15 protein-coding genes are annotated in these 15,610 nt (G+C 44.9%); 6 read left to right on the top strand and 9 right to left on the bottom strand.

The genetic code is table 11. The annotated features are described in order from the left end of the window. Window positions 1-11: 11 nt before the first annotated feature. Window positions 12-893 (bottom strand): oxidoreductase, encoded by an 882-nt coding sequence (locus QUB80_RS28990; RefSeq protein WP_289792916.1) that lies wholly within the window; start codon window positions 891-893, stop codon window positions 12-14. A gap of 118 nt (window positions 894-1,011) precedes the next feature. Here QUB80_RS28990 and QUB80_RS28985 point away from each other — a divergent pair, with 118 nt between their 5' ends. The 5 genes from QUB80_RS28985 (at window position 1,012) to QUB80_RS28965 (ending at window position 4,115) form a co-directional block, all read left to right on the top strand. After that, entirely contained in the window at window positions 1,012-1,902 is an 891-nt protein-coding gene (locus QUB80_RS28985; RefSeq protein WP_289792915.1) for a LysR substrate-binding domain-containing protein, read from the top strand. Between the two features lie 76 nt (window positions 1,903-1,978). Beyond that, window positions 1,979-2,191 (top strand): carboxymuconolactone decarboxylase family protein, encoded by a 213-nt coding sequence (locus QUB80_RS28980; RefSeq protein WP_289792914.1) that lies wholly within the window; start codon window positions 1,979-1,981, stop codon window positions 2,189-2,191. A gap of 290 nt (window positions 2,192-2,481) precedes the next feature. Beyond that, window positions 2,482-2,697: a transcriptional regulator gene (locus tag QUB80_RS28975; protein WP_190752392.1), complete on the top strand. Its 216-nt coding sequence runs from the start codon at window positions 2,482-2,484 to the stop codon at window positions 2,695-2,697. A 248-nt stretch (window positions 2,698-2,945) separates the two neighbouring features. Further along, a complete protein-coding gene (locus QUB80_RS28970) occupies window positions 2,946-3,383 on the top strand; it encodes a DUF4158 domain-containing protein (protein WP_289792913.1) in 438 nt (145 codons plus the stop codon). A gap of 210 nt (window positions 3,384-3,593) precedes the next feature. Further along, on the top strand, window positions 3,594-4,115 hold the full coding sequence (locus QUB80_RS28965) for a hypothetical protein (RefSeq protein ID WP_289792912.1): 522 nt from the start codon (window positions 3,594-3,596) through the stop codon (window positions 4,113-4,115). On the opposite strand, the gene QUB80_RS28960 is transcribed toward QUB80_RS28965, so the two are convergent. Continuing rightward, window positions 4,089-6,182, bottom strand: a complete 2,094-nt coding sequence (locus QUB80_RS28960; RefSeq protein ID WP_289792911.1) for a heavy metal translocating P-type ATPase — start codon at window positions 6,180-6,182, stop codon at window positions 4,089-4,091. The genes QUB80_RS28965 and QUB80_RS28960 overlap by 27 nt on opposite strands. A gap of 232 nt (window positions 6,183-6,414) precedes the next feature. Here QUB80_RS28960 and QUB80_RS28955 point away from each other — a divergent pair, with 232 nt between their 5' ends. Further along, entirely contained in the window at window positions 6,415-7,110 is a 696-nt protein-coding gene (locus tag QUB80_RS28955; RefSeq protein ID WP_289792910.1) for a TVP38/TMEM64 family protein, read from the top strand. Between the two features lie 45 nt (window positions 7,111-7,155). Here the strand turns inward: QUB80_RS28955 and QUB80_RS28950 are convergent, their stop codons facing one another. From QUB80_RS28950 to fldA, 7 genes are all read right to left on the bottom strand, one after another. After that, on the bottom strand, window positions 7,156-7,782 hold the full coding sequence (locus QUB80_RS28950; protein WP_289792909.1) for a transporter family protein: 627 nt from the start codon (window positions 7,780-7,782) through the stop codon (window positions 7,156-7,158). Between the two features lie 222 nt (window positions 7,783-8,004). Then, window positions 8,005-9,237: a hypothetical protein gene (locus QUB80_RS28945; RefSeq protein WP_289792908.1), complete on the bottom strand. Its 1,233-nt coding sequence runs from the start codon at window positions 9,235-9,237 to the stop codon at window positions 8,005-8,007. An 84-nt stretch (window positions 9,238-9,321) separates the two neighbouring features. After that, the gene (locus QUB80_RS28940; RefSeq protein ID WP_289792907.1) at window positions 9,322-9,516 is read right to left on the bottom strand and encodes a heavy-metal-associated domain-containing protein; all 195 of its coding nucleotides are present in this window, start codon (window positions 9,514-9,516) and stop codon (window positions 9,322-9,324) included. A 291-nt stretch (window positions 9,517-9,807) separates the two neighbouring features. Then, complete coding sequence (locus QUB80_RS28935) at window positions 9,808-10,230, bottom strand: heavy metal-responsive transcriptional regulator (RefSeq protein WP_289792906.1); 423 nt, start codon at window positions 10,228-10,230, stop codon at window positions 9,808-9,810. 85 nt (window positions 10,231-10,315) lie between these two features. Continuing rightward, window positions 10,316-13,456: an efflux RND transporter permease subunit gene (locus QUB80_RS28930; RefSeq protein WP_289792905.1), complete on the bottom strand. Its 3,141-nt coding sequence runs from the start codon at window positions 13,454-13,456 to the stop codon at window positions 10,316-10,318. Between the two features lie 28 nt (window positions 13,457-13,484). Then, window positions 13,485-14,876 (bottom strand): efflux RND transporter periplasmic adaptor subunit, encoded by a 1,392-nt coding sequence (locus QUB80_RS28925; RefSeq protein WP_289792904.1) that lies wholly within the window; start codon window positions 14,874-14,876, stop codon window positions 13,485-13,487. 100 nt (window positions 14,877-14,976) lie between these two features. After that, complete coding sequence (fldA, locus tag QUB80_RS28920; RefSeq protein ID WP_289792903.1) at window positions 14,977-15,528, bottom strand: flavodoxin FldA; 552 nt, start codon at window positions 15,526-15,528, stop codon at window positions 14,977-14,979. Between the last annotated feature and the right edge of the window lie 82 nt (window positions 15,529-15,610).

Below are 15,610 nucleotides of genomic sequence, written 5' to 3'. Positions count from 1 at the left end.
TCTATAGTTACCTAACTAACCATTACCCCACTGTTTTTATCTGTATAATCCGTACTTACAGTAACCTGCTGCCAAGCATCCAAATCCGTTTTGACCCATTCCAGTTTTTCCTGAATCAGGCTCATGGCATCCGTGCCTAACGCCAGTCGCATCGGCGGATGAGGACTTTCCACAGCTTGAATGATGGCTTGTGCCGCCGATCGTGGATTGCCAAGTTGCTTACCATCCATATCTTTGAACCACTGCAACGAGGCACCGGTTACGGTCGCATAGGCATCAATGGATTGTTTAACTGCTGCCAGAGAGCGTCCATTAAAGTCTGTGCGAAATGCCCCAGGTTCAATTAAAGTCACTTTAATTCCAAAGGATCTCACCTCTTTAGCCAGGGCTTCAGATATACCTTCAAGGGCAAATTTAGTGCCACAGTAGATACTGCTACCACCAAACCCCACTAATCCTGCTGTAGATGACATATTCACAATGTGACCGCTACCTTGCTGGCGCATCAGAGGCAAAACAGTTTGGATTAGATGAACTGCCCCAAAGAAGTTGGTTTCAAACTGTTGGCGAATATCAGCATCACTGACTTCTTCGAGTGCGCCAATCAGTCCATAGCCAGCATTGTTGACGAGTACATCAATTCGACCAAATGTTTTGATTGCTGCATCAACGGCTGCTTGTATCTCTTGGCATATGGTTACATCTAGACGCTCGCCGAATGCAGTTTTTGGATAATGGTCAATTAAAGCGCGAAGTTGCTCTGGTTCGCGAGCAGTCGCCAGCAGATGGTCGCCCTTCTTCAACACAGCTTCTGCTAGCGCACGTCCGAATCCTGTTGAGCATCCTGTAATTAACCAAACTTTAGGAGCGACACAATTTTTGTCTAAGTTCATTTGTTTTCTCCAATCCAAAAACGATGAGACGCGCCTCATATTTCTTACGGTAGGAGACAGCCATGCGACTGTCCAATATATATTTGACTAAGATTAATAGGTTAGACATATAAGTAAGATGGAATTACGGCACCTGCACTACTTCATCGCGGTGGCTGAAGAACTACACTTTAGTCGAGCAGCAGAGCGGTTGCACATTTCCCAACCTCCGCTCAGTCAGCAGATTCGTGGTTTGGAAGATGAACTAGGAGTCAAGTTGTTTGAACGAACGAAGCGGCAAGTACATCTGACTGAAGCAGGCAAAATGTTTTTAGATCGCTCCTATGGAGTGTTAGCGCAACTCGAACAGGCGATCGAAGTGACACAACAGATAGGGCGGGGTGAGGTTGGACGGTTGGCGATCGGCTTTGTCGGCTCTGCAACGTATAGTGTACTGCCAGATATTGTAAGTGTCTTTCGAGAACAGTTTCCTGCTGTACAACTGCGATTGCATGAACTGACGACGCAAGAGCAAATTCAAGCCCTGCATCACAAACAAGTTGATGTCGGCATTGTTCGTTCTGCCATCATTGAGCCAGGTTTGAGTGTAGAATGCATTTTGCAAGAATCATTGGTATTGGCGTTGCCAGAAACCCATCCGTTCTCTGCTCAGACTAAAGTGTCTCTCTCCGCTTTGGCAGATGAATTATTTATCCTATTTCCTGCCAAAATGGGACCCATCTTTTACGAGCAGATTATTAACATTTGTCAACAAGCTGGATTTCATCCGAAAGTTGCTCAAGAGGCAGTTCAGATGCAAACTATCATCGGCTTGGTTGCAGCAGGATTGGGCATTGCTTTCGTTCCCGCCTCCTTGCAAAACTTCCACAGAAGCAGAGTCATTTACAGACCCTTACAAGAGCAGATACCTAAAACCGGACTTTATCTTACTTGGCGGCAGCATGATTCCTCACCAGTAATAAGAGCATTTCTGGGCTTGGCACGGAAGACGACACAATGGGGAGAGTGAAGATATTCAAGCGTTAGGTGATGTTATCCCACTCGCAGATCCAAACTTACAAGCACTACGCCGTTTTACGCAACGAATGATTCAAGCACGGGGTTGGCTTGAAGATGATGAAATTGAGGAATTTTTAGCAGTTGGTTATGCTAAACAACAAGTGCTAGAAGTCATTCTGGGTATAGCAATCAAAGTGATGCACAATTACACAAACCACATTGCTAAAACGCCCCTTGATAAACCATTTCAGCCATACACTTGGTCAAAGCCTATGGTCAAACATATCAACAGCGTTTGACTAAAGTGGAAAGGCGATCGCATTCTAACTCCGCAGGTGCAATTACTTTCATGATATTTCATTTGTAAAAGTTGCAATCAACAATTTTGCAACAAAGCAAATTTGTAATAAATCCCATTTGACATACCTTGTTATTTTATTAGACTGCTCAATTGTGGTGCTTTTAGTGAGGTAAGGGGCGTGAGTAGCAACGGAACAGAAAACCGGGATAAGAAAAAAAATCTTGAAAAATCAGTCATTCAGCCATGTATATACATGATATAGTAAGACAGCATGTATAACTTAGGACAATGGATCAATATTCCGGTACTAGACAAAAATCTCAAAGACGACCGCGTACACCAGATGGTAAATTTGAAACTGATTATGGAGATTCCCCCAAACGGTTAAGGTCAATTCGCCTAACCGATGAAGCATGGGAGAAGCTGTTAGAAATAGCCGATAAAAATCAAGTAACCAGAAGTGAAGTGATAGAAATTTTCGCTCGCGGTGGCGAATTATATTAAGTGTTACCTCTAGTTTATTTAGTAAAAAAGTGTAATTTTTTACTAAATTTGGCATGAATCCATATTTCGACAATCAAGAGTATTGTCTATTCTCTTGATAAGTTTTTAATTGTGATAGTTTTAATCATGTAGTCATATACAAATTAAATTTATATTGATAAGTTATTGCCCTAAAGACGGAATTTTTTCAAAAGCAGAAAGTGCTACTTCTTGCGCCCGTTGTGAAGTAATTTTAGAGTTTGGGTCAGTTGGATACAAACTGCTTAGAACAATACCGAAATTCCGAGACCAAATGGGAGCATACAGCGTTAATTAAACAACGCTACAGCTATCAAGAATTTCACTCCCAACCAGAACACTGGAAACTGGTGCGTTGGCTCTACCAACGGTCAACTTTAAGTCCAGAATCTCCCAGCGTTTTGTTTGACTTAACTACAGCACGGTTGGCAGAACGGAAAATACTGTTACCAGGGGTGAGTGTGCTTGCTGGTGCAGCTTTTATTTGGATTCCTGGTGTTGGACCAACGTTAATAATTGGACACTTAGCCAGCACAGCATTATTAGGTGGTATTGAAGGTGCTGTGGCTGGTGCAGTTGGAGGAGGAGTGCTAGGCACTTTAACAGGCTGGGGAATTTCTGCACAGCACGTCCTCAAGTATGAAGATAAGCTCAAAGATGGTAAGTAGTGTCTATGCAGGAAATGATACGTAGCTTTAAGTTAATTATATACGCGGTATGTTGGCCATCTGAAAGTGATACCATTTCACGAAAATCTTGATACAATTCACTCCCCCAGCTTGTCCAAATGTATCAACTTTAAAGTGAAACGGTATAACCCCCTGACTCAGAGCCAATCTTCCAAAACCTTTCTACTCCTAATCTTTGTCGCCGCTTTCATGATTAACTTTGTCTGGGAGATGGGGCAGATGTTCGCTTACGAGCAATTTGCTACATCTGCTGCTCAAACATGGCTAATTTGCGGTTTAGCGTCAATCGGAGATGCTGTCTACATCAGTGTGCTGTACTGGCTTGGTCACCGTATCACCCACGATCGGGATTGGATTGCTCATCTCAATGGCTTAAGAATTCTAACGCTCGCAGGTGCTGGTCTAACCAGTGCAACACTAATCGAGTGGATTGCCTTAGTAATGGGCATCTGGAGCTACAGTGAAGCCATGATCCGACTTCCGCTTCTAGAGGTCGGGATTCTGCCCGTGCTTCAGTTGATGATTCTACCCGTTCTAACTTGGTTGGATTGTGGGACAAATTACTCAAACAAAGGGGATTTAGACTGTTTTGTGTGCGTCATTTGGCGCTTCATTGATGCCAGGCGAATACACCACCGAGGCGCGATCGCAATGGACAAACAAGCCGAACAGAAATCTAAAGATTTAGCCTCTGAGTCTAAGCCGACGTAATAACATGGCATTAATCGAAACAACAACGGTCGAAACGCTCATCAAGATAGCGCCTACTGCCGGAGACAATAGAATTCCAAAGGAATAAGCGACTCCTGCGGCTAAAGGAATAGCAATGATGTTGTAACCCGTTGCCCAAAACAGATTTTGCAGCATTTTATTGTAAGTCGCTTTTGCCAACTTCAATGCATAGGTGGCATCGAGGGGGCTACTATTGATTAATACCAAATCTGCTGATTCAATTGCGACATTGGTTCCAGCCCCGATCGCCAGTCCTAAATCTGCCTCGGTTAGAGCAGGCGCATCATTAATGCCATCTCCCACAAACGCAGTTGGTTTTTCGGCTTTGAGTCTGCGGATAATTGAGGCTTTATCCTGTGGTAGCACACGGGCATAGTAGCGATCGATGTTCAAATCCTCGGCAACGGTCTTGGCAACCGCTTCGGCATCGCCCGTAATCATCACCACTTGCACACCCATTTCCTGCAATCTCGCGACTGCTTCTCTTGCAGGTTCCCGCACTTGATCGGCTAACCCAAAAACAGCCAGTACTTGCTGGTCATCCATAAGAACGATCGCGCTTTCTCCCCGCGACTCACTTTGCTCTAATCCTGCTTGTAAGGCTGCTGGAAATTTCAGCTTTAACTCGCGTACCCATTCGGGTCTACCGACTCGATAACGTTGATTGTTCACTGTGCCTTCCACACCGCTACCGGGAATCGCTTGAAAATCCTCGCCTTTAGTAAATTCAATCTGACGACGATCGGCTTCTTGCACGATCGCTTGAGCCAGAGGATGTTCAGAGAGCGATTCTAATGTTGCCGCAATTCTTAACGCTTTGAGTTCATCAATTTGATCTGTGTAAATTCGTTGAACTCCAAATCGTCCTTCTGTTAATGTCCCAGTTTTATCGAAGGCGATCGTTTGAATGTTTCTTGCTCGCTCAAAGGCTTCTCGACTGCGAACTAAAATTCCATGTTTGGCAGACATCGCTGTTGCATTGACAATTACGAGTGGGATCGCCAAGCCTAATGCGTGTGGACAAGCAATCACTAGCACCGTGACAGCACGATTAATCGCAAAAGTACTATCAGGAGCGAATGCCAGCCAAACAAGGAAGGTCAGTGTTGCAACTGCGATCGCAATCAGCGTCAACCAATACGCTAATTGATCCGCTAAGGCTTGATAGCGGCTTTTAGAGCTTTGCGCTTCCTCAACCAGGCGCATGATTTGGCTGAGGGTGGTTTGTTCACCTGTGCGAGTGACTTTCACAGTCAATGCGCCATCTCCATTTACAGATCCGGCAACCACTTCATCATTAATATGCTTGGTGACTGGGCGGGATTCCCCAGTCAGAAAAGCTTCATTCACACTCGAAGCACCTTCTGTGACTTCGCCATCGATCGGAATTTGTTCACCGGGACGAACCAGAATTAGGTCATCGTGTTGTAGCGTATCGACCTGAACATCCTCAATTCGTCCATTTACCAAACGATGTGCCACGGTAGGTACGAGTTCTGCTAAATTCTCTAAGGCTCGACTTGCTCCCTGAACCGATGCCATCTCGATCCAGTGCCCTAGCAGCATGATGTCAACGAGTGTTACCAGTTCCCAGTAAAACGGTTCGCCTCTCAGCCCAAACGAAACAGCGAGACTGTAAATAAAAGCAACGGTGATGGCGAGCGCAATCAGCGTCATCATGCCAATCTTGCTGTGCAATTCCCGCCATGCCCCGCGCAGAAAAACCCAACCGCCATAAAAGTAGATGACTGTACTGAGAATTGGGGCGATCCACTCTGAACCAGGAAAGGCGATCGCGCGATACCCAAACCACATTTCAAACATGGGTGCGTAGTACAGCACAGGCAAACTTAGCACTAGGCAGATGAAGAATCGTCGCTTAAAGATTTCTGGACGATGGCCTGCGTGCTTATCGTGGTGGGAATGTTGCTGTCCAGCTTCATGTAAATCCTGACGGACATCAGCAAGCTGTTTCTGATGTTCATCATGTCCAACGTACTCTTGCTGGGGTTGCTGATGCCCGTGATGCTTATTATGGCGTTGCATAATTCTCTCTATAAAAGTGCAACAGAAAATAGATAGTTAAAGACTCTTAAAACAACCTACAAGAATTATCCATCTCAAGCTATAAACACTTAATTAAATGATAGAACTAACTGGAGTTTCCGAATTTGACGAAGATTACAAGCGCTATGTTGAGAACACGCCTGCCTTTTTCCTTGTCTCGGTCGTAAGGCTAAGGGCAGTAATACCTAAAACAAAACTTCGGAGGACTGGGGTGAAAAGACGAAAAAGGATAAAAATCCTGTTTAATCGTCAAAATGCCTTTGCTATGGCACTTTTACTGCTGTGCTTATCAATCTGCTATTGGCTGCTGCATTTTGAGGTTAAGCTGTTGACACCAGAGGGCTTTAGACAAGGAGTTAAAAATTTAGGAGTCCTTGGTCCATTAGTCTATATCGGCATATTGACTTTATCTGTAGTTGTTAGTCCTATTCCCAGTGCGCCGTTAGCAGTCGTCGCTGGTGCTATGTGGGGAACGATTCTAGCAGGAATTTACAGTGTGATCGGGGGCTTTCTAGGTAGTTTAATTGCTTACTTTTTAGGGCGCACTTTAGGGCGTTCGGCAATCAAAGCTTTGACTGGGAAAATTATCTATTTCTCTAAGCAACGAGGAGAAACCTATCTTAGCTGGTTAATTTTTATTACGCGCCTGCTGCCAATCTTTTCTTTTGACCTGATTAGCTACGCTGCGGGGATTGCTGGTCTTTCTCTTGCTAAATATGCTATTGCCACTTTTTTGGGCATGATTCCTTCGACGTTTTTACTGACTTATATGGGAGGAGTTTTTAAGATAGGGATGCCTTTGGGAATCGCTATTTCTATTGTTTTTCTGATCATCCTCATTGGTTTGCCTTGGTTAATTAGGCGCTATAACTGGCTAGGCATGAAAGATGTTTTTCGCGTGGAGTAAATGAACTACCTCGTCTATGCCTTTGGCACAGACAAGATTTCTCGTTCAAAAAGCCGTTGAATAGCCTGCAACAAGGCGCACTTGACTATGCTCACTATCACCGCTGGCGATGTCACCTTGCAGACCAATATCAAACACACTCTGATACCCTACCTGCTGGCGTAACCCTACCCCAGCGGACACTATGGCTCCATCTCCTGTTTCCTCACCAGCACGCACCCCTACTTCCGCTAGAATCGTGCGATCAAAACGGCGAGGGTAACCTAGCGGTCTGGAGTAGCCAAGAATTACACCAGGGATAACAGAGCGCTCATCACTATCAGGCACTGTGTTTAGATTCAAATCGACGTTGAAATGCAGGCGATCGTATTGCCCTACGGTCTTGCTGGCAATACCGCGCAAGCGAAAGTCCACACCTCGTGAATCCCGTCCAGTCGGGAAGTAAGTATCAGCTCGGACAGCGAAAGCAGGTGTATTGTTGTATTCTCGGTTGAAGTTATGGAACACACCTACAGATACATCACCGATGTCGAAGTCGGTGTCCTCAGAATCAGTTCGACCACCAATGCTGGGGTGAATACCGATATTGAGGTGGGTGTTAGGTGCAAAGCCATAGAGATACTCGATCTCAAACTCACCACCTACCGAGCGTCCCTGTGGCAGGGTTACCACGCCACCCAATTCTATTGCCTGCTCGCGATAGCCGATAGACTCGGCGTCATCAAAAGATAACGGACGGTTGGCATCAATGTTGTTATGGTCAACGGCGCGTGTCGAAGTAGCTGCTAGCGCTACAAATGCCGTTGCAAATAGGGTGGCGATCGCATGTTTGGTTAGTTGTTTCATTGAATTTTTACTTTTGTATTCGTTATTCTAATGACAAGGGGAACTAAATTAGTGACCGACATGGCTTCCCGCCGGAGTCTTGCCTGTATTAGGTACTGTCATGTCTTGCTGCGTAGTGCTTGAATTATGGTTACTAGAACCGTGATTCATATGCTCATGATTCGTCAAGCCTTCTGGCATCATGCCCATCCCTGGCATACCTTCCATAAAGCGATGGTCGTGCAAACCATCACCACCATAGTTCTCACCCGGTTTCATGCCTTTGTGATTAGCTGCCATCACCATCCAAATTGCACGCTTAATCTGTCCTTCCTTCTGTTGTTCGCTCATCCAGTCAGAAGCGAGAATGTCATTGACCATGTCGTGCAACATATGCAAGTTGTCAAAGACGTTTGAAATGTGTGGAAAACGGGCTGCAAATTTGGGACTGACTTCAGCAAACATTGGCATGAACGGGCGATCGGTACGATACAATTCCACCTCGTGGTATTGCTTACCTGCTGTGGTGTAGGCTGCACGCTGTTGTTCGAGTGTCTTGTTGTAAAGCAAGTCATACATTGAACCTTGCAGCCAGTGGTAGCCCCAGAATAACCCATTCACTTTTGGATACTTACGACGGAATGCCTTGGAATAGGGCTGCGAATCCAAGTAGCCCATGTTCATCGGCAGGCTAGTAATGGCATAGGGTACGTTATCGACATAGAACTTATACAGGCGCTCAATCTCTGCTTCTTTTTGGGCGTCTGTCAACTTGGTGCTTGCTAGCACGTCTACGGTTTGGGCATGGAGAATGTGTGCCCAGTCAAAAACCTGTTCCAACACTCCATATTTGCGCCCGAAAGTCGGTGAGATGTTGGCTTCATCGGGCATGAAGCGCGGAGGATTTTTTAGCACCCAATTAATTCGCTCAAAGGTTTTAGTTTCCAAGTCTTTAGCTTTGCCCGTTACCAAGTCTTCGTAAGCAAAGGCGTGTCCCACAGCGACTGCATTTAAATCCAAAGCCAGCGGTCTAATGTTGTAGATGGCGTCGTTGTAAACACCGCGCTTGCGATAGATATGATTTCTGTCCTTATTGTCCATCCAGCCTGGCAGGTTAGTTGGCACGGGTGGTAGTTTCTGGGCGTTAGGTGTTGGAGCTTTCATGTCATTCATATCATGTCCTTGATGCCCCTGATGTTCCTGGTTTTGCTGCTGGGCAGTTGCTGGATGCAATCCTATACTTGTGAGCAATACAGCAGCGATCGCCATAGCTGTCGTTTGTTTGATAAGTTTGTGTCGCATTGTCTAATACTCCTTGTTCTCAATTAATTGAGGATTAAGCTATCAGCCAAATGCTAATAGCTGATAGCGAAATAACTTAAATCTTTATGCAGTTGGATAGCCAACCGCAGCGATCGCTTGTTTAATTACTGTCTCTGATGCTTGAGTTTCTACACTAACAACTTTTGTTTTTGAATTGGCTTGCACAGTGGCAGTAGCATCTATTGTTTGAATAGCTTTGGTAATAGTTTCTACACAAGCAGAACAAGCCATTTTGGGAACCAAAAATTGCACCTTCATAGCATTAGATCCTTCATCTAGAGTGACTAATCTCTTGATAATAGTTGAGTGAATATTTGATGAATTTACTCAACCTAAAATTAGCTTAAATTCTCCAGTCAACAGGAGAGTCAAGAGTTAAATTTAATTAGGTCAAAAACAAGTTTTATTTCTAACTGAAGTTCATAAATTAATTGAAGGGTTTCCCTTCTGCCTACTTATCCTGCCTTATGGAAACACCTTGTAGCATGATGGAAACCGAGTTTTGTCTGTCTACAGAAGTCACTGTGCGTCTACTGCTTTCTCATCAGCTTAATTGTTTAAGTTTTTTTCAATAAAAGGACAAATTGTTTGCTCTGGAGTTTCAGGTATAATTTCCCAACCTGAAAGCAGTCCTTCTAACTCTTGCCTCAGAATGAGTAATTGCTGAATTTGTTCATCAATGGCTGTCAGCTTATCTTTTAACTTAGTTTTTATATGTTCGCAGGGTAAGTTACCCCCATCATGAACATCCAAGAATTCCTTAATTTCTAATAAAGATAACCCAAGACTTTGGGCACGTTTGATAAAGTTCAAGCGAGCCAAAACATCAGAGTGAAATAATCTAAATCCACCCTCGGTTCGACCTGATGCTTTAAGTAGACCTAACTCTTCATAGTAACGAATTGTTTTAATCGGTATGCCGCTAGACTTAGCAACTGAACCAATAAGTTTTACCTCTTCTTGGACTAACATATTTAGCTACCCTTTAACTAAATACAACTACCAGTTTTATGGTAGACTCTCTAGTTAACTGGAGAGTCAAGTAGAAACAGTACCCTTAGTCAGGTAATAGCGCATTGCGCGATCGCACCAGCTGTTGGCGAATCTTAATAATAATGATGTAGAGTATTGGCACTACAAACAAGCTCAAAAACGTAGAAACGAACATCCCACCAAAAACCGCCGTCCCCAATGACAGCCGGCTGGCAGATCCAGCTCCTGTTGCAACAAGCAGTGGATAGCTGCCGATCAAAGTTGAAACCGTTGTCATGAGAATAGGACGCAATCGTGCTTGTGCAGCTTGCACTACTGCCTTAGTAATTGAAAGTCCCTGTTCTCGTAGCTGGTTGGCAAATTCTACAATCAAAATCGAATTCTTGCTGGCTAAACCAATCAGCATGACTAAACCAACTTGACAGTAAACATCGTTGTACAAACCCCGCAGAGATTGAGCCGATAAAGCTCCCAAGACTGCCAGGGGAACCGCTAGCATAATGATTAAAGGATCGACAAAATTGTTGTATTGCGCTGCCAGTACAAGGAAAACAAAAAAGACCCCCAAACTGAAAATAATTGGAGCTTGACCGCCAGATTCCACTTCTTCTAAGGAGATTCCCGACCATTCAAAACCGAAATTTGCGGGTAAAACCTCAGCCGCTAGCTTTTCCATAGCCGTAATTGCTTGCCCAGAACTAAACCCAGGAGCAGCGGCTCCGTTGATTTCAATGGAGCGGTAAAGGTTATAGTGATTAATTGTTTGTGCTCCAGTCGTTGATTTAATCGTTACAACGTTACTAAGGGGTATCATGTTGCCAACTCTTGAGCGTACATACAAGCGACCAACATCTTTTGGGTTAGAGCGAAATTGTGAGTCTGCTTGAACATAAACGCGGTATGTTCGCCCAAATTCGTTAAAATCATTTACATAGCGCGAACCGATAAAAGTTTGTAGGGTACTGAAAATTTCATCGATTGGAACCTGTAGAGCTTCTGCTTTGCTTCGATCTACTTCAACTATCAACTGGGGCGCGTTGGCAGTATAGGTACTAAAGACTCCTTGCAATCCTGGAGTTTGATTGGCGCGGCTAATTAGCTCGTTCTTGACTCGATCCAGTGCATTAATGTCTCGATTGCTTTGATCGCCTCGGTCTTGCAGTTGAAACACAAAACCGCCTACACTGCCAAGACTCTGGATAGTTGGAGGATTGACGGCTAGAACAGGTGCTTCTGGAATTCCCATCAACGGTGCGCGTACCCGATTGAGAATTGCTGATACCGATTGCTCTGGCTTTTGCCGCTCTGACCACGATTTGAGGGGAGCCATAATCAATCCGCGATTGGGAGTGTTGCCGCTAAAACTAACACCGCCCATTGCAAATACGCCTTCAATCTCAGGGACGTTGAGTAATTCTTTTTCGGCTTTCATGACGACTGAGCGAGTATAATTCAATGAAACCCCATCCGAACCCTGAATCAGGTTGACAAAATAGCCTTGATCTTCCTCTGGCAGAAATGCTTGAGGAACGCGCAGATACAACCAGCCTGTTAATACCAACGACACGGTAAATAACAGCAACACAACCATCTTAAAGCGAGTAACAGTGCTGAGAATCCGTTGATAGCCTCTGCGCATCCAGTCGAGAAGGTCATTTACCCTTGCAAAAAACCAGCCAAGCCAGCCGCGTGGTTGTTGTCCTCGACGTAATAGTATGGCGGACACGGCAGGAGTAAATGTAATGGCATTAAAGGTGGAAAGCGTAATCGAAAATGCGATCGTTAGTGCAAATTGTTTGTAGAGTTGTCCTGTTGTTCCCGGAAAGAAGCCAACCGGAACGAAAACCGCCATCAGAACTAGCGAGGTGGCAATTACAGCTCCAAACAATTCGTGCATTGCTTGAGAAGCCGCCTGACGCGGACTGATACTTTTTTCCTCAAGCAAACGAACCACATCTTCAACAATAATGATTGCATCATCGACAACCATTCCGGTCGCCAGGGTTAAACCAAATAAAGTCAGACTATTAAGTGAAAAATTAAACACTTTGACAAATGCAAAAGTGCCAATTAAGGAAACCGGGATCACAATCGCTGGAACAATGGTAGTCCGCCAATCTTGCAAGAAAATGAAAATTACTCCAACAACTAGCACAATCGATTCAATCAGCGTTTTGACCACTTCCCAAAAGGATGCCTCAACAAATCGGGAAGAATCATAGGGGATTTCATAGGTTAATCCTGGTGGAAAATTCTTTGCCAGTCTTGCCATCTCTGCCTTAGCCGCCTTAGCAATTTCTAAGGCGTTACTGCCAGGAATCTGGATGATTTGATAGCCTACAGAGATGTGACCGTTATAGCGAGCAAATGTGCTGTAACTTTCTGCCCCCAGTTCCGCCCGCCCAACATCTTTCAGTTTGATCAGCGTCCCGTCATTTCCTGCTTTGAGGATGATATTCTCAAACTCCTTGGCTTCTCGCAGTCGTCCAACAGCTTGCAAATCGATCTGGAACTTTTGCCCATCAGGGGCGGGTGGTTGTCCGATTGCACCGATGCCTAACTGTAAATTTTGTTGATTGAGGGCATTCACCACATCTTGAGCCGTCAGATTACGACCAGCAAGGCGATTGGGATCGAGCCAAATTCGCATGGCATAGCGACGTTCTCCAAAGGATAGGACATTTCCCACGCCATTGATACGTCTGAGCGGGTCTAACACATACAAATCTGCATAGTTACTAATAAACGTATCATCGTAGCGATCGTCCTCGCTGTATAATGCCATCGCTAAAACAATCCCACTTGATTGTTTTGTAACCGCGACTCCTGTCTTTTGTACCACTTCTGGTAATTTGGGTTGTGCCAGCAAGACACGATTCTGTACATCAGAGGCTGCAACATTGATGTCATAGCCCTGCTCAAAAGTAATGGTAATTGTGCTATTACCATCATTGCTGCTGGTCGAGTTCATATATCTCATGCCTTCGACACCATTAATCTGTCGCTCTAAAACCGATGTCACGGTTTCTTCGACAATTTGAGCACTGGCTCCAACATAGTTAGCTGTGACACTAATTTGAACGGGGCTAATGTCTGGATACTGCTCTACAGGCAGCGTTGGAATGCTAATTAGCCCCAACACCAAAACTATCAGGGAGCAGACGATCGCAAAGACAGGTCGCTTGATGAAGAAATCTGCGAACATAAGTCAGTAGCAGAATAAACATTGCTAATCAATTGCTTTTCTTGGATTCAGGAACAATTGGCGCACCATCCCTTAAACCAAGCAAACTAGAGATGATGATTCGTTCTCCGGGCTGCAATCCTTTCAAAACCTGGTATTGATTGTCTTCAATACTGCCTAGTTCAACAGGTTTTTGCCGAGCCACAAACTGAGATTGGGCAGAGTGCGTTCGCGATTCTTCAACTACAAACACAAACGTCTCTTTGGCTAAACGAGTTACAGCAGTTGTAGGAATGCGGACTCCAGGACGCCGATCCAAAATCACCCGCGCTCGAACAAATTGGTCGGTTCGCACTCTAGCTTGAGAATTATCCAACAGCGCCTTGACGAGTACTGATTGTGTCTGATTTGCTGTGTTGGGCGCAATGAAAAATACGCGACTGGTACCGACTTTCCGCCCAGAACCGTCTACCAACTCTACTAAACTTCCTAACCGCAATTGAGCTACCTGTTCTGCTGGAACCGAAATGTTAACCTCTAATAAACCGTTTTCAGAAACGGTAATTAACTGGGTAGACGTATCGACAAAATCACCCACTTTAACGGGAATATCACCCACAATACCTGCAAACGGCGCAGCAATTGTATAAAACTGAAGCTGTGCTGCTTGCTCCTTTACGTTTGCCTGAGCTTGGTTAACTAACCTCTGGTTCTTAACAATTGTTGCCTTTGCCTTAGCGATCGCTGCCTGTGCTCTAGTAATCATGGCTTCTTGGGCTGCAATGTCAGCATCCGTCTGAGCAATCTTGGCTTTGGCAGCTTCCAAGCTGTTTCGCCTTTGCTCTAGGATTTGCAAACTGGCAGCTCCTTCTCGATATAGTTGGTTGAAGCGCTCGTACTCGCGCTGATTGAGTTTTAGATCGGACTGTTCGGAAACTCGCCGAGCTTGTAACGCTTTGAGTGTCGCTGTTGCATTTTTTGCTTCGGCTTGGGCACTTGCCTCTTCTGCTTGGGCTGTTTGTAAATCAGCCTGAGTGGACTCATAAGCTGCGATTCTACTGTCAACAGAAGCTTGTTGCTGCTTTGCATCAACCTTCAAAATCGGAGTACCTTTTTTAACCCGATCCCCTGCCCGAACAAGTATCTGAGAGACCTGACCCTGAATTCTCGGTCGCAGAGTGACAGAACGACGAGACTGAAGACTTGCAACAAATTCAGCGCTTTCCTCTATAGTGGCACTTTGCACCGTCGCAACTTGTACCTTTGTTGCTGGGGGTTGGCTAGCTGCCGTTGGAGGTGATTCCTTATCCGGAGCGAGAAACTGCCAAAAACCAACGCCGCCACCAACTAGGAGCAAGGCTAACATTGCCCAGAAGCCCGGTGTTAATTTTGGTGCGAACTGACGTTTACTATTTGAAGGTTGAGACTCAAAAGATTCCATAGTTTCTTTCGTTGCTTGTGAGGAAAAAACCGCTAGTTAGAGGCTTATATCTTGCATCTACGCTCTTGTCCGCCCAGAAATAAATTTCTTGGCTGCCAAGCTAAAGTCCGATCAAGCTATCTTCATGAAACTTGACTCCAGAGCGTGCAAACTCCTGTTTCAACTGAGCAACCCAAGTTTTGATCCGTTCCTGCGTTAACTCAGATTGGTTATCTTCATCTAGCGCTAAACCAACAAACTTACCGTCACGCAATGCTTTTGACTCCGTAAAGTCGTAGCCCTCAGTTGACCAGTAGCCGACAGTTTCACCCCCAAGTTCTGAAATCTTTTCTTCTAAGATGCCCATTGCGTCTTGAAAAGAGTCGGGGTAGCCGTTCTGGTCACCAACCCCAAAGTAGGCAACTTTCTTGCCGTTAAAATCGATATTGTCTAGCTCGTCAAAGAAATTATTCCAGTCGTATTGCAATTCACCTATATTCCAGGTAGGACATCCGATGATGATGTAGTTGTAGTTCTCGAAATCGCTCGATTCTACTTTAGAAATGTCGTAGATATCGACAACGCTATCGCCACCAAACTCTTTCTGAATAAGTTCGGCTTCCGTTTGGGTATTCCCAGTTTGAGTTCCGTAAAATAAGCCAATTTTAGCCATTTTTCCTCCTTGCTAATAAGCGTGAAAATGTTTGAAAGTTTTTTGAAAGTTCAGCTATCAGCAGAGCACAAGCCGATAGCTG

Origin of the sequence: Chlorogloeopsis sp. ULAP01 (assembly GCF_030381805.1) — a bacterium.
GTDB lineage: Bacteria > Cyanobacteriota > Cyanobacteriia > Cyanobacteriales > Nostocaceae > Chlorogloeopsis.
The sequence above is the reverse complement of the archived record's forward strand: the minus strand, read 5'-3'. Positions and strand labels throughout refer to the sequence as shown.